8 protein-coding genes are annotated in these 14,954 nt (G+C 55.9%); 5 read left to right on the top strand and 3 right to left on the bottom strand.

Going from position 1 to position 14,954, the window contains the following annotated elements; translation table 11 throughout:
• Positions 1 to 15: 15 nt before the first annotated feature.
• The 3 genes from FYC48_RS08410 to FYC48_RS08400 form a co-directional block, all read right to left on the bottom strand.
• Positions 16 to 2,031, bottom strand: a complete 2,016-nt coding sequence (locus tag FYC48_RS08410) for a glycerophosphodiester phosphodiesterase family protein (RefSeq protein WP_160149398.1) — start codon at positions 2,029 to 2,031, stop codon at positions 16 to 18.
• Positions 2,032 to 2,469: 438 nt separating this feature from the next.
• Positions 2,470 to 6,843 carry a PVC-type heme-binding CxxCH protein gene (locus FYC48_RS08405; RefSeq protein ID WP_149496266.1) on the bottom strand — a complete coding sequence of 1,458 codons (4,374 nt, stop codon included), beginning with the start codon at positions 6,841 to 6,843 and terminating at the stop codon, positions 2,470 to 2,472.
• Between the two features lie 118 nt (positions 6,844 to 6,961).
• The gene (locus FYC48_RS08400; protein ID WP_149496265.1) at positions 6,962 to 8,101 is read right to left on the bottom strand and encodes a Gfo/Idh/MocA family protein; all 1,140 of its coding nucleotides are present in this window, start codon (positions 8,099 to 8,101) and stop codon (positions 6,962 to 6,964) included.
• Between FYC48_RS08400 and FYC48_RS08395 the strand changes: the two genes are divergently transcribed.
• From FYC48_RS08395 to FYC48_RS08380, 5 genes are all read left to right on the top strand, one after another.
• Positions 8,070 to 8,405 carry a hypothetical protein gene (locus FYC48_RS08395; RefSeq protein WP_149496264.1) on the top strand — a complete coding sequence of 112 codons (336 nt, stop codon included), beginning with the start codon at positions 8,070 to 8,072 and terminating at the stop codon, positions 8,403 to 8,405. The genes FYC48_RS08400 and FYC48_RS08395 overlap by 32 nt on opposite strands.
• A gap of 164 nt (positions 8,406 to 8,569) precedes the next feature.
• A complete protein-coding gene (locus FYC48_RS08390; RefSeq protein ID WP_149496263.1) occupies positions 8,570 to 9,742 on the top strand; it encodes an AraC family transcriptional regulator in 1,173 nt (390 codons plus the stop codon).
• Positions 9,743 to 9,871: 129 nt separating this feature from the next.
• The gene (locus FYC48_RS08385) at positions 9,872 to 12,919 is read left to right on the top strand and encodes an FG-GAP-like repeat-containing protein (RefSeq protein ID WP_160149397.1); all 3,048 of its coding nucleotides are present in this window, start codon (positions 9,872 to 9,874) and stop codon (positions 12,917 to 12,919) included.
• Positions 12,920 to 13,060: 141 nt separating this feature from the next.
• Positions 13,061 to 13,231, top strand: coding sequence for a hypothetical protein (locus FYC48_RS28115; RefSeq protein ID WP_200836566.1), 171 nt, complete (start codon positions 13,061 to 13,063; stop codon positions 13,229 to 13,231).
• Positions 13,232 to 13,684: 453 nt separating this feature from the next.
• Positions 13,685 to 14,854: a DUF1559 domain-containing protein gene (locus tag FYC48_RS08380; RefSeq protein WP_200836565.1), complete on the top strand. Its 1,170-nt coding sequence runs from the start codon at positions 13,685 to 13,687 to the stop codon at positions 14,852 to 14,854.
• Positions 14,855 to 14,954 lie beyond the last annotated feature (100 nt).

The raw sequence follows: 14,954 nt of genomic DNA, 5'->3' as shown, positions 1-14,954 counted from the left end.
GATCGCGTTGTCGGCTTACTCGTTGGTATCGATTGCTGATGACCAGTACTCGAGGAACTGTGCCGCGATTGGCCCGACGGGTTCGGCGCCGGCGCGATGCTGCTCGATCGTGCGACCGAAATAATGCGCAATCCAACCTTCGGTGATTTTTTCGCTTCGTTTGATGAACGTATCGAATTCATCCAGTGAACACTTCAGCGGAAACGTTTCTTCGATTACAAGTGGTTTCCCGATGTCGTAGACCGCCAATGCCTCGATCGCTTTGTCGACTTCCCCGGTTTGCGGATAGAAATGAACGCTGACGAAATCAAATTGATCGGCGATCGGGGCGGAATAAAACAGCGGCTTGGCGTTGGGCCAAACATGAGCCCAGGGGATCACACCGATCGTGATCATGGATTCGGAGTCGTGCTTCTTAATCGCAGTGACCATTCGGTTGACCCACTCGGCCGCGATATCTTGGCGTGACGAGGCGTCTCCTCGATGGCTGATCCGCTGGACAAAGTATTGGCCGCCCAACTCACCCAACAGCCACGGATGTTCGCCGTCTTTGGGCGGGCCCAAGACAGGCTCGTTGATCAGGTCATAACAGAACACTGCCGGATGCCCCGAACAAGTTTTGGCGATCGCCTCCCAGAAGTTGGCCTGCGTCTCCCACCGCTGTCGTTCGTTTGACTCGGCAAACCAATCCGGCACTTGATCGAGGTGATAGCAGCCTAACCCAGTCAAATCCAGGTAAAGACCGGTTCGGTCGGCCAAGTCCAAAACCGATGCGAGACGCCGGAGTTGGTGGTGGTCAACTTCGTTGGGAGATTGCATGTAGGTGCCGACTTGCAAGTGCAGGCGGACAACATTGGCACCGAGTCGCTTCATCTCACGAAAGTCTTCTTCCAGTGACGCCCAATTCTCGTCCCAGTATTCCTCGACGATCTGCCCGAATTCGCCAACGAAGTTGTAGCCCCAAGGTCGAAATTTGGCTCCGGAATCTTTACCGACGAAGTGGGTGCCATCGTCTGAAACTTGGATCCGTTCGAGTTGATGATGCGAGTTGTGGTTTGACTCTGGGGCATGCTCTGATCGTGGAATGAAAAAACGGCGTTTGGCGTCGGGAACTTGATCGGTCAAGCCGAGCAGGGTGGAGACTTCGACGGGCAAGTCGGTTTCGATCAAATCAACGCCGAAATCGAGGCGTTCCTGATACTTCGATTGCAGTTCGGTTTTCTTTTTGGCGGAAGGATCGTCTTGATTGGATAGGTCTTTGAGGGGCTTGTCCAAGTTGCGTGATGTTCCCGCGATGCAGCACACACGTTCGCCGTGCAAACGCTCAATCAAGGCTTGGTCGGTCGGAGGTTGGTGTCCGACAAATGCGACCACTCGATCAAACGGCACCCCGCTTTGTTGAAACTGATCGAATCGTTTGTCGTTTCCGATCATGACTTCCATCATGATGTCTGAATCAAGTCGGTGACACTGCTTGATTTCGTCGATGCTGTAAGCCATCACCATCGCATAGCTTTGTGCTTGGTGCCGCTGGATTTCTTGCACACACCGTTCGACAGAGACTTTCTTTTTGTCGAAGATCAAGATCGTTTTGCCCCGTGCCCACTGCAAGGTTTCTTCCAGCGTTGGCATGCGATAGGACGTGACGTTGCCGTCGACGTCTTTGAGGAATAGCTGTTTCAGTTCGGCGAGTGTTTGGTCGGATACGGGGCCGTTTCCAGTGGTGGTTCGATCGAGTGTTGCGTCATGGTGCAGTACTAAAGCCCCATCGGCGGTTTCCTGGAGGTCGATCTCCAGCATCGCGTAGGCGTGACGCAGCGTGTGCTCGAACGTTTCGAGGCAGTTTTCCGGATAACCAGGCATTTCGCCGCCGCCACGATGGGCGCTGACGATCGGTAACGGACCGCCGCCACGTTGAAAGAGTTGGCGAAGACCTTCGGGAGACTTTGCGTCGATTCGGTACAGCGTGGACGGCGGCTCGGCAAAGACGTTGAAAGACGACGCAACGAAACAGCAGAAGTGGGCTGCCACGAAAACAGTCACGAACTGTATTGAAGAGCAACGAGTTCGCAAGAATCGTTGGACCATGATGCACTCGATCGTTGGGGAGGGGGCTTGGGATATCTCGATGATACCCCGAACGTCGTGAGCCGACGGCTCGAGACGCGGTGGATCGCACGAGAACCATCGCGATCGTCATTTGGTTAAGCCTAGTGATTCATAAACCTATGAAATTAGGATTAGCCGCATGGCGTTAGCCACGGTTTCGGAGCAATAACCGGGGCGAACGCCCGTCGGCTGATGAGCCGAACCCGAAGATTTAAGATGGTCGAAGCACTCGATTTCAGGGGTTGGCGATGAACAAGACCCCAAAAAAATACCAAACCGTTCCGACCGGCGCATAAAAAAACGCCCGGCCACTTCGCAGCGACCAGGCGTTTTGGAAAGATTAATGTGATCGAACTTCAGTTATTGTTCGACCGTGATTGCCATCACGACCGGGGCGATTTCCGGGGTGCCGTCACGCAGTTCGATTTCTGCGAGTGGTTCGGAACGCTTCGGCGATACGGTTAAGTAACGGATTTGTCCGCCGCCGGTATCGAAGGCGTACTTCGATTTCGGTACATCGACCCGACGGATGTAGTCGGCGAAGTGTTCACCGTTATTAAGCGTGTGGTCTTCTGTTTCGCCGTCGGCGTAATGTAGGCGAACGATCAGGGCCGGTTGATCACGCGGCCCGTACGGGAAACCCCAGCCGGCGACGCCGCTCAACATGTGAATGTTCCGGACCGGTCCGCTGACGGGTAACGAAACGCTCTTCGGATACTTGTTGGCGATCGGACCGTTCGATCCATAAAGCACCACGATATTGGGAACCTGTTGGTTCTCCGGATCGATCAATTTGAAGGGCACGCCTTCGAAGGTTTTTGGGGACCAATCACGGAACGTCAATCGTTCGGCGGGACTGTTGGGGTTCACAAACATGGACTTGTCACTTGCCACCGTTGCGACCTTGTGCAGGTCTAGCGGGGTGAACTTGCCACGCTGGGTCAGGAACTCCAACAAGTCTGTCATCTGTTCGACCGACAGTGTTTTCTCGAAGCCTTCGGGCATAATCGAGTTTCGCGAGGCGACCAGTTTTTCGATGTCGCTACGCAGCACCGTTTGAGGTTTACCTTGGGTGTCGAACAGCCCGATCGCAGTCTTTGATTCCGAAGCCAGCATCCCGCTGATGATCACACCATCGACCGTCAGAACGCTGTAGGCACGAAAGTTACCTTCGACGCTTCGGCTGGGATCCAAGATGTGAACGAGCAATTCTTCCTTGGGGTGAACTGCCATTCCGGTCAAGTCGGGACCGACCGCATTGCCCTCGCCACTATGGACGTGACATTGGGCACAGTTCTTGACGAACAGTTGCTTCCCGATTGCGGCATCACCCTTGTGTTCGGCCGCGGCGGCGTATTCGTCGAGCACTTTTTTCCGGTCGGCACTCGGAAGTGCACCACCTTGCGAGAGGACTTTGCCGGCCCGTTGTCGGATACGGCGATCGGGGTGCGAGGCGAGGGCTTGTTGTTGATCAAGCGCCAAGTCGGCCAGCGGCAAGTCACCCGCTTCGACGGCATCGAGGAGTGCCATCGTCGAGCTTGGCCGCGAAAGCAGGCCACGGATCGCGACGGTCTTTAACGAAGGTGTCATCGCGGCGAGTTCTTCGACGATAATTTCCGAAGCTGCTTCGGATCGACTTTGCGAGACGGCATTCAAAAGTCCGGTGGCGACATCGGGTGCCGTCTGCGGGTTGATCAGCTCGAACAAGTCTTCGACGACGTCGTCGCTTTCCGGACGAAAGTCAACCAACTCCTTTGCAGCCGCGACGCGCTGTTCGGTCGACAGCGATTCGTCTTCAACTTTGTCGAGGAATTGATCGGCGATTTCGTCACCGAATTTAGCCAGACGCTCGCTTCCCCAGCGTTCGACCAGGCGAACGAGTTGGCCACGGCTGGAGTTGTCGGCTTGCTTGAAAACGTTTTCAAGTTTCGCTTCGACGTCGGCGGTCAAGTTGACTTGATTGTCATTTCGCCAGCCGCGATTCATACCCGTGATGACCGCTTGCAAGACTTCTGGTGAGGCATCGGTCAGGCTTGCCAGAACGGCGGGGGCTTGACCGGCATCGTCACCGCGGACGAAGTGGTCTGCGACGATCGAGATGATCTCCAGTTGCTTCGCACGGTAGCTTCCGTCGGCACTGAGATTCAGCGAAGCGAGTCCCGACAAGAAACTGTCCGCTTGGGCGGCCGCGGCACTGGTCATCGCGTCAGGAATCCAGCGATCGATCAGGTTCCGTGGATCGGACAACGCCCCAAGAACTGCGGCGCCGGCCGCATCGTTGCTCTCCCAATCCGCTGTTGCCAGCAGTGCAGACAAGCGAACGATCGGGTGCGAATCTTCGAGGATGCCAGACCGGACAATGGCACTGTATGTGTCGGCCGCCTTGGGCAGCACGGCGATCGCGTTTTGGCGAACACCCGGCGAAGGGTGCCCCAGTGCCGCAATCGCAGCTTCGGTCGCTTGCTGGTTTGAACCATCGAGAACACCAAGGCCGTGCAGTGTCCACAACGCATGGATTGCCGATACATTCAGTCCGATTTCGTCGGTGCTTTGATCTTTCGCCAAGGCGATCAACGCTTCGACGATTTCGGCATCCTGCTTGCCTTGTTCGACCAGCAAACGTTGGGCGTGCTTTCGCACCAACATGGTCGGGTTCTTCAGCGCGTCGACCAAGTCGGCGGCACTGGCATCGCTCAATGCGACGGCTGGTTTGGCCGGTTTTTCGTTGGGAACGACGCGATAGACACGGCCGTGTTTTTTATCACGCAGGTCGGTTTCGTAGGCGTTGCCCTTTCCGGTTTCAAATCCCTGTGGCGTTGGGTTGTGCTGGACGATGTAGTTGTACCAATCGACGACCCAAACATTCCCGTCGGGACCGACTTCGGCCATGATCGGTGCGGACCATTCGTCGTCGCTGGCGATCAGGTTGAAGGGGCTGGTCGAATGGAAGTCCGATCCGTCGGGCTTGAGAACAAACGAACCGACCAGGTGGCCCGTCGGACCGGCGACGAATCCGATGCGATTCCAGTACTCCTGCGGGTACTCCCGCGCGGTGTAAAGGGCGTGGCCGGCACCGGCGGTGTATCCACCGTGGTGGTCGACTTGACGAACCTTGTCGGTGATCGGTTCGAAGTCATTCGTGTCGGCGATCGAGGAAAGCGTCAGCGAGGGAGCCCAACCGCGAACGCTTTCGTAGTAGCGGTTCGGGATCGGCATGTAGATGCTAGGGTTTCCGTTGGCGGTCGAGCCAAAAATCAGGCCTTCCTCGCTGATCCCCAGTCCCCACGTGTTGTTATTGGTCGAACGAATGAATTCGACTTCCGTGGCATCGGGACGCATGCGGAAAAAGCCCATTCGGAATCGGCCTTGCTCCTCACCGCGGGCGACGGGGCGCGAGTTATTGTAACCTTGCATCGCCCAGATCCAGTTGTCCAAACCGTACTGAAAGTTACTAACGCCGCCGTGGGTGTCGCCTAGTTCCCAGCCCGTGATCACGACCTCGCGTTGGTCAGACACGTCGTCACCATCGGTGTCGGTCAACAGCAGAGTTTCGTTTCCATTTTGAACAAGCACGCCATCGGCGGTGAACGCCAATGCGGTTGGGATGCTCAGGCCTTCGGCAAAAACGGTGAACTTGTCCGCCTTGTAATCGCCGTCGGTATCTTCGCAGATACGGATCTTGTCGCGGCCTTTATTGCCGGGGGCGAGTTCGTTGGGATAGTCATAGGTTTCGCAAACCCACAGGCGACCGTCTTCGTCCCAGGTGACAAAGATCGGCTTGCCGCCCAGTTGTGGCTCGCTGACGAATAGTTCGACGTGAAAGCCTTCGGGGACGACGAAGTGGTTCTGAGATTTCTCGGGTGACAAAGGCAACTGCATTTTGCTGAGCGGTTTGCCTTGGGTGCCCCACTGCTTCGACGGCGTGTAGTTCGGGATTTTGTTGCCGACATCGACGAACTCGAAATCGTCATCCGAACCGGCGAGCTCGGTCATCTCGGGAGCTTCGAAGGCTCGGTCGGCCATGTAAGCGCCCGCTTTGGCTGGGTCATCGCCGGAGGCCCAGCGAATTCCGCGTTCGACAAGATTTTGAAAACCCGGGTCGGTCCAAGTGCGTCCGTCGTGACCCCATGCGGTGTAGAAGACGCGGCCATCACCTTCGGTACGAACCCAGGTCCAGGGTTCGCGGCCGGTATCGGTCGCGCGGTATTCCAGGACTGTCCGATTGGTTTCGTTGTGCAGGTGATGGACGTAGGTTTCGTCCCAGCTTTCAAAGCCTCCGTAGCCTTCGAGGATTGGATGCGTCAGATCAGCTTGGATGGTTCGAAAGACACCGGTTTCGTGCGATCGAAATTGGCCGCCCATCAGTGCCACGATGTCCGGCTGGTTTCGAAAACAAAACGAGGCGCAGTGCAACGGTACGAATCCGCCGCCGTTTTCGACGTATGCCATCAAGCCGTCGGCGTACTGACGATCCAGGTTGTCGATGTTGGCGTATAGCACCAACGCGTCATATTGCTTGAGGTTTTCTTCGGTCAACTGCGAGACGTCTTCGGTGTACTGCAGTTGAACCCCGCGGGCTTCCATCGCGGGGGCAAGTTCATAAAAGCGACGGGCCGGTTGATGATGGCCTTGATCGCCCAGAAAAAGGGCTTTGAGGTTCTCCGCATGACCGGTGACGGGCAGGCAGGCAAATGCCGCGAGCAGGAGAACTCTTGTGAGCAGAATAGGTTTCATGTCGCAAAAGTGCCGGTGAGAATAAAGAGGTGGGCTGGTAACGTCATCTTACTTTGTGGACCGCCGGCGAATCTGGCGAGGCAACGATGGGCCTCGCGTTGTCGGCGGTTTTCGTTGATCAAACGGTTTGTGCCGGTTGCCGGGTGAACTCCGGCAATGGGACGATCGCTCCGCCTTTCATGGCTGATTCGTGGGCGCAGATGCCGACGCAGGTCCAGTTCGCACTTGTCACGGCGCCCGGTCGAGGCTCGCGGTTCTCTTGGATCGCGCTGATAAACTCATGAACCAAGTGCGGGTGCGAACCGCCGTGTCCGCCACCTTGGATGAACGAAAGATGATCGGCGTCGTGGATTTCTTGCGGCTGGGTGAAGCGTCGAATTTCTTCGGGCAACAAGTGCGCGAAGTCGGGGATTTCGATCTTTTCGGCGATTTCAGCTTCCGGACGTTTGGCGACGTGCATCACGTGCGGTTCGTTTTCGATCAATGTCCACTCGAAACTCTTCTTTGTCCCGTAGACGTCGAAACTCTCGCGGTACTGACGGGCAACATCGTAAAGAGCTCGCCAAACATGCGCCGTAAGGTCTGTCTCGGCGATCTTGATGTGGCACGATTCGACGGCGAACTTGTTGCCGCTGCGCTCGGCGATTTCGTCGCGAACTTGACCCGATCCGAAACAGCTGACGTACTCGGCCAAGCCATCGACCAATCCCAGGCAAGGGCTGACGACGTGCGTCGCGTAGTGCATCGGAATCATGTCTTTCCAGTAATCCGGCCAGCCGTCCATGTCTTGCGGGTGCGACGCGGCCAGGTGTTGAATGTCACCGAGTTCGCCCGACTGGAACATCTGCTTGATGAACAAGAACTCGCGGCTGTAGACGACCGTTTCGGCCATCATGTATTTCAGTCCTGTCTCTTCAACCTTTTCAACAATCTGGCGACATTCGTCGATCGTGGTGGCCATTGGGACGGTGCACATCACGTGCTTGCCGGCGTCAAGGGCTTTCAACGACATCCAGGCATGATCGCCGATCGGGCTGTTGATATGAACGCAATCAATGTCTGGATCGCTGAGCACATCTTCGAAATCGGTGTAACGCTTGGGGATTTCAAATTGGTCGGCAACCTTGTTCATCTCGGCTTCGTTGCGACGGCAAGCGGCAACCACTTCGGCGCCGGGGTGGGCTTTGTAAATCGGAATAAACTCGGCACCAAATCCGAGACCGACCATGGCCATTTTGACTTTCTTTGCGTCTGACATGATTTTCGAAGGCAATCCAGCGAGAGGGTGGGGAGGGGGTGAAGGCGGTGAGATCGAGGCGGCGATCCTGCGACAACGAAGAAGCAGTCCGGGAAGCAGCCGTTCAAACGGTCTTGAGGTGGCGGGTTGGGACGGCAACGCGTTCGGTCAACACGGTTCTATTTCAGTCGGCGACGTCAACGTTCGACTTGCGCGCATCACGACCGATCAGGCCACTGGAGAAGTATATCTGGGATCCATTATCCCTAAATGTGAATGTGCGCATGGTTTATGTGCTATTTTTCAAGAGGCCGTTTCCGTGTGATGAAGTCACCGCAGGAACGCCGGCGATCAACTACAGTAGGCATGAAGGCGGGATTAGAACCCGCGGGTGAGCCGAAGGCGAATCGATCACTGAACAGCGGTGACTTGTCTGAATCGTCAGGGCTTCAATGGTCACCCCGCAGAATCGAAGCCGGCGAGGAACTCATGGCAAAGAAACGAAAGTCGGTGGCGCTGCTGATCGAGACGTCCAATGCCTACGCCCGCGGCGTCCTTCGCGGCATCGCCTCGTACGTTCATGAACATGAGCAATGGTCGATTTATTTGACTGAGCAAGATCGTGGCAGTGTCCCGCCGTCCTGGCTGCAAAGCTGGGAAGGTCACGGTGTGATCGCCCGGATTGAGAATCAAGAGACCGCGCGGGTGATCCAAAAGTTGACAATCCCAGTGGTCGACGTCAGCGCCGCTCGTCACGTACCCGAAGTGCCTTGCGTCGAAACGGACGACGCCGCGATCGCAGCGATGGCGTACAGCCATCTTCGTGAACGGGGGTTTGAACAGTTTGCGTTTTGTGGCGATGCACGTTTTGTCTGGTCAACGAATCGCGAAACCGAGTTTCTTAAGTGTGTCGAGAAGGATGGGTTCCCCTGCAGTACGTTCGTCGATCAGCGCCACACCAAGCGATCGCCTGGCGCCGAACGGAAGCGATTGACGAAATGGCTCCGTCGGCTACCGCGGCCGATCGGTATTTTCGCTACCTATGACATCAAGGCTCAGGAAGTATTAGATGCTTGCCGGGAATGCGATTTGAAAGTGCCATTAGAAGTCGCCGTCCTGGGGGTCGATAATGACGAGTTGTTGTGCGACCTCTCAACGCCACCGCTGACCAGCATCGTTCCCGATGCCGAGCAAGCGGGACGGGTGGCCGCCGCAACGCTGGACACGATGATGAATAAGTCGCGTCGCAGTCGCAGTCAACTGCCCTCGTTGCGTCTGCTGCCTCCCAAAGGCATCGTCGCTCGGCAATCGACCGATATTGTTGCGATCAGCGATCCCGATGTCGCCGAAGCGGTTCGCTTTATTCGCGACCACTATTGCGAACCGATCAATGTTCAGGATCTACTCGATCGGATTCCGATCTCACGGAGGATGCTTGAAAGTCGATTTCGCGATATCCTAGGTCGAACGCCTCACCAAGAGATCCTCCGTCGGCGAATCGATCAAATTCGTTATTTGCTTGCCAATAGCGATTTGACTCTGATCCAAATCGCTCGGCAAACCGGCTTTCAAAATCAAGAGTACATGAGCGTGGCATTTCGTCGGGCGGTCGGGCAGCCTCCGGGTGCGTATCGAAAGGAACGCCGCAGTGTCCCTCAGTGAACGCGTCCCTCAGTGAACGCGTCGCCAACGACGTTTGCGTTTTCTAACTTCAATGACTCGTGATTTATTGACGACGGCATGCGATCGAACACGCCAGGATATCAGGGGAGATACGGTCGTCGATGGCTCATGATCGTGCCGTCGTTGTGCCTTGCGATCAGTGTCGGTTGCGGGGCCTCTCGGCAAGAATCTGACTCACCGGCCACGCAGCTCGAATCAGATCCAGCATTGGGAACTCCCGCTGGCAAGTCACACACGTCTTCGGCGTCACGCGAGTCACTGATCGGTGAAGTCACACGACTTGCTCGATCGGGCCAGTTTGCTCTGGCCGAACAGGCACTTCGTCCACGTTTGGTTGAATTTGCAGATGATACCGAAGTCCTTCAACTTGCCGGCGATCTCGCCGTCGCGATGAAACAACCGAGCATCGCGATCGATCGTTACCAAGCGGCGATCGATGCCCAGACGACTCCCTCGGTTTTGATCCTGGACAAGATCGGACGTCAGTGGATGCAGTTGGCGAAACCTTTTCGGTCGATCGAGGTATTGCAGCAGATGGTTCTGCTCGACCCTTCGAGTGCGGCGACCCGCCGCGATCTGGCCGGCCTGCAAGCGTCCCTCGGGCTCGAGCGGCGTGCCCGCGAACATCTGCAATCTCTCGTGCAGCACAATCAGGCCGGTGTCGATGAATTGTTGATCTTGTCCGATTTGTCGCGACCACAGACCGATGAGGAAATGTGCAACTATGTGTTGTCGCAAAACCCCGGTGACCAGCGACCACGGTACGCGCTCGTCCGTCCCGTTTGTTATGACAACCGTTGGGCTGACGCGATCGATTCATTGCGACAAGTCTGGTCGACGCACCCAGAGTTTGCCGAGGCATCGGCGTATTATGGTCGAGCGATCGTCGAAACCGATTCCCCTGAAAACGATCAATCGCAACTTCTGAAGGAGTGGTTGGCGACCGTTGGTAGTGAAGTCCGGCGGCAACCACAGTATTGGTTGGCCGCGGGGCGATGGGCTGAGCGTCAAGCACAGAACGAACAGGCGGTGCGTGCTTACTGGAACGCCGTTCAATTGGACGAGAATAGCGGTGAAGCGCTCAGTCGGTTGGCAAACTTGCTCGCCCAGATTGGACATGCCGAAGAATCGGCGATCGTTTCGAAGCGTGCCCAAGCGATCACTGCGATGCGTGATCAAATCGATTCACTGTTGTATTGGCGCCGACATTCTCAGCGAGCCGCCGTCGAAATCGCCCGGTCGATGCAAACGTTGGGAAGGATCTGGGAAGCTGCCAATTGGGCGCGGGCGGCGGTACGGATGTCGCAGGACCCCGTTGCAAATGCCAACGAAGTCTTTCTGGAACTAAAGGGGCAACTGACGGCGAAGACTCCTTGGCAAGATCCAACATTGCTGGTGGCCTCACGAGTGGATGTCGACAGCTTGCCGACGCCGCGATGGGAGTCTTCGAAATCGAAAATAGCCATTGCGGCTACGACCGAACAGGCTGCGATTCGTTTTAGTGATGAAGCGAAGTCCCGAAATCTAAATCATCGTTGCAAGATCGCCCCGCCTGCTGATGGTGAGGCGGGACTTTGGATTTATCAATCGGGTGCCGGTGGTGCGAGTGCGATCGATTACGACCATGATGGCTGGCCTGATCTCTACATGACCGTGTGTGATGGCCAGCCGCGAAAAGGCAATTCTTCGACGAATCGTTTCTATCGAAACCGAAACGGGGTGTTTAGTGACGTCACCGATCTCGCCGATTGCCGGGATCAGTCATACTCGCAAGGTGTCGCATCGGGGGACATCAATAGTGATGGTTTTCCAGATCTTTACGTCGGCGTCTTTGGTCAAAATCGATTATTGATCAATCAAGGGGATGGCACCTTTATCGACGCGACTGAAACATCGCAGTTTCAATCCAATCAGGAGTGGACAACTTCGGTTGCGATCGCTGACCTCGATATCGATGGCCTCGCGGAACTATTCGACGTTCAGTATGTCAGTGGCGACGACGTGGTGACCCGACGGTGTTTTCCGGATGAACTCACCGTTCATCGATCCTGCGGACCGCTCGTTTTTCCGGCTCAGCACGATCGTGTCCATTCGGTTACGGACCACGGCCGGATTGTCGACCAGACGCAGCAATGGTTGGCGAAAATACAAGCGGGGAGAGGACTTGGGTTGGTGGTCGGGCAACTCGATCAGGCACCCGGCATCGATGTCTATGTCGCCAACGACATGACCGCCAATCACTTTTGGTCGGGCAGAATCGAGAGGGATTCAGCCCGGCCGGAAGCAACGGCGTATGGGATCGGGGGGCAAAAGTTCCAAGAACAGGGGGCCGCACGCGGCGTCGCGTTTAACGCTCGAAGCCTGTCACAAGCCTCGATGGGAATCGCCGCCGATGATGCCGATAACGACGGCGATCTTGATTTTTATGTCACCCACTTCAGTGATGACTACAACACCGTTTATCAGCAAGTTCATGACGGTGTTTGGTCTGACCGAACGGACGCATGGGCGTTGGTCGATCCGACGATTCGAACGTTGGGGTACGGGACTCAGTGGTTGGACGCCGATAGTGACGGAACGCCGGAATTGGTGGTCGCCAACGGTCACGTCGATGACTTCACCCATTCCGGACAAAACTATCGAATGCCGATGCAGCTGTTTCGTCGCGCCGCTGACGATCGATATCAACCGGTTGATGCGGCATCGATCGGTGAATCATTCGCGTCACCACAGTTAGCCAGGGCGCTCTTAACCGCGGATTTTAATCGTGATCGAAAGTTGGACTTTGTTGTCACCCGATTGTTCGAACCAGCGGGACTGTTTATCAATCACACCGATCAACGTTTTTCGACGATCGAGATCAGGTTGGTGGGGACGCAATGTCACCGCGACGCCGTCGGCGCAATCGTGACCCTGAGATATGCCGAGCGAGCGATCACAAAATATCGGTTGGCGGGAAACGGTTATCAGTGTGGTAACGAGCAGGTCTTGCGTTTTGCCTGCGACGAAGTCGGTGAACTTGATCAAGATTCCGTCATCTCGGCGACCATTGTCTGGCCCGACGGTAGTAACGAAAGTCACCGTGGTTTGACACTCGGGCAGCGGTATCTTTGGGTGCAAGGGCAGGGCCTCGCTGCGGATGAAAATCAGCGGTAGCTTCGCCAGATAGTCCTGCACGAACGCGATCCGTTTGGAGCCGTAGTCAAATTCTCCTTGCACGATTGACCGGGCTTGATTTTCCCCCCTGTCGCTCTAGATTGTTTCGCTTCCCATTTCTTGTTCCTGATGGAAAGTCAAATGAAACGATTCTTCTGCCTGAGTGTCCTGTTTGTGTCTGCCGCCTTGGTCGCCGGCTGTGGTAACCAACCCGAAGCGACTTCGACTGGCGTCGATGACAGCGTCGTCCACACCGAAGAGCAGATGGAATCGATGGCGGAGCAAAACGCCTCCGACATGCAAAGCCAGTAGTGGTACTTGTTCGGCGACTTCATGTCGCTGAGGCTTTGTCTGATTCACATGATGCCCACGCGACGTTGCTTCAAGCCGTCGCGGGCATCACTTCTCGGGGAGATGAGTTCCCTTTTTTTAGGGGCTCTGTGTCTTTGCAAAGGCAATGAGCGATTGCGAATGAAACTTCGTAAGTGCGCTGCGTTCTAGCCCCTGGGTGGAGCTTCTCGTTCGCCCTATCGGTCTGAGTCGGTATCCCGAAGTCCGGGTAGGTATCGCACTTTCTTGAAAATTCACAGTGATTTTGCGCGATATTCCATTGTTCAAAATGGGTGGTCCAGCAAGACTCTTTCGCAAGGGGCGACTGCTAGCTGAATTGCGTAATTCGCAAGTTCTTCATTCTTGTGGCCGTATCGGTTGCCCCACGCTTCTTCAACGTCGCGTTGTCATCCCCTGTACTTTTGAGAAAAAATTATGTTGAACAAACGTGTTCGACGAGGTTTCACCCTTGTCGAATTGTTGGTGGTCATCGCCATCATTGGAATCTTGGTGGGGTTGTTGCTGCCCGCCGTTCAGGCTGCCCGTGAAGCGGCGCGGCGGATGAGCTGCAGTAACAATTTCAAGCAGATTGGTCTTGGCTTGCACAACTACCATTCGGCGTTCAAACAGCTGCCAGTTCAGAGCGGTGGAACGTATGTTTCGCCGACGAATGCGAACAACAGCAACCGGCACTTGTTGTCGTTCCTCGTGCCGCTGACTCCGTTTATCGAGCAGCAGGGATTGTGGGACATGATCTCGAACCCGCGATCGGTTAATCACAACGGTTCCGACCGCACGCCCCCGTTCGCCCCGATGGGACCGGTGCCATGGGATCGCGCCTATACCCCATGGGTCACGCAAATCACGACTTATCGTTGCCCCAGTGATCCCGCGGTCCCGCCGGCGAACTTTGAGGGCTTCACTAACTATGCCGCTAGCTTGGGTGATGGCGTCGCCAGCAACAATCACTCATGCCGCGGCGAACGCGGCGAAGAGTTGACTTGGTGTGCCCCGGCGCGTCGCAGTTGTCACAATCGAGGTTTCTTCGAATCTCGTCGTACGACAAAGTTCCGTGACATGCTGGATGGATTGAGCAACACGATCGCTTGCGGCGAAATCGTCGTTGACAACAACACGTTGGAAGTACGCGGTACGGTCGTCAACCGAGGTTCGAACGCTTCGTTCTTCATTACGCCGATCGATTGTGAAGACACGATCGACCCAGAAGATCCTCAATTTCACCTTGCGGGCACGAACACCAACAACTGGTCGGTCTCGCAAAACAAGGGGATGCGTTGGACTGACGGGCGTCCTGTGATGACCAGCGTTACCACGATCATGCCTCCGAACCGAGTCAGTTGTGCTTACTCGGGTGACGGATCTGACGGGATGTTTACCGTCGGTAGTCGTCACCAAGGTGGTGCACACATTTTGATGGGCGATGGGGCGGTGACCTTTATCACTGAATCCGTGGACTCCGGTGACCTTTCGGCAAACTCTCCTAACTGGCCGACCGGCGGGACGATGACTCGGAAGAGCCCTTACGGTGTTTGGGGAGCATTGGGAACCCGGGCCTCGAAAGAGACAGTTTCTCTTGAGCTCTAATGCTGCAATAGCAAGATCGTAGTGAATCATTGAAGCCCTCTTGTTTCGGCAAGAGGGCTTTTTTGTTCTGCGGGCCGGTGGGCAAGCGGTGCAGTTCGGT

The sequence above is a fragment of the Roseiconus lacunae genome, from assembly GCF_008312935.1.
In the GTDB taxonomy this organism is placed as follows: domain Bacteria; phylum Planctomycetota; class Planctomycetia; order Pirellulales; family Pirellulaceae; genus Stieleria; species Stieleria lacunae.
This window is presented reverse-complemented; position numbering and strand designations above follow the sequence as displayed.

Excerpts from the sequence above, each read along its gene's own strand:
- FYC48_RS08405 (WP_149496266.1), bottom strand. The coding sequence starts at position 6,843 with ATGAAACCTATTCTGCTCACAAGAGTTCTCCTGCTCGCGGCATTTGCC.
- FYC48_RS08395 (WP_149496264.1), top strand. The coding sequence starts at position 8,070 with ATGGCCATTTTGACTTTCTTTGCGTCTGACATGATTTTCGAAGGCAAT.
- FYC48_RS08400 (WP_149496265.1), bottom strand. The coding sequence starts at position 8,101 with ATGTCAGACGCAAAGAAAGTCAAAATGGCCATGGTCGGTCTCGGATTT.
- FYC48_RS08390 (WP_149496263.1), top strand. The coding sequence starts at position 8,570 with ATGGCAAAGAAACGAAAGTCGGTGGCGCTGCTGATCGAGACGTCCAAT.
- FYC48_RS08385 (WP_160149397.1), top strand. The coding sequence starts at position 9,872 with ATGATCGTGCCGTCGTTGTGCCTTGCGATCAGTGTCGGTTGCGGGGCC.
- FYC48_RS28115 (WP_200836566.1), top strand. The coding sequence starts at position 13,061 with ATGAAACGATTCTTCTGCCTGAGTGTCCTGTTTGTGTCTGCCGCCTTG.
- FYC48_RS08380 (WP_200836565.1), top strand. The coding sequence starts at position 13,685 with ATGTTGAACAAACGTGTTCGACGAGGTTTCACCCTTGTCGAATTGTTG.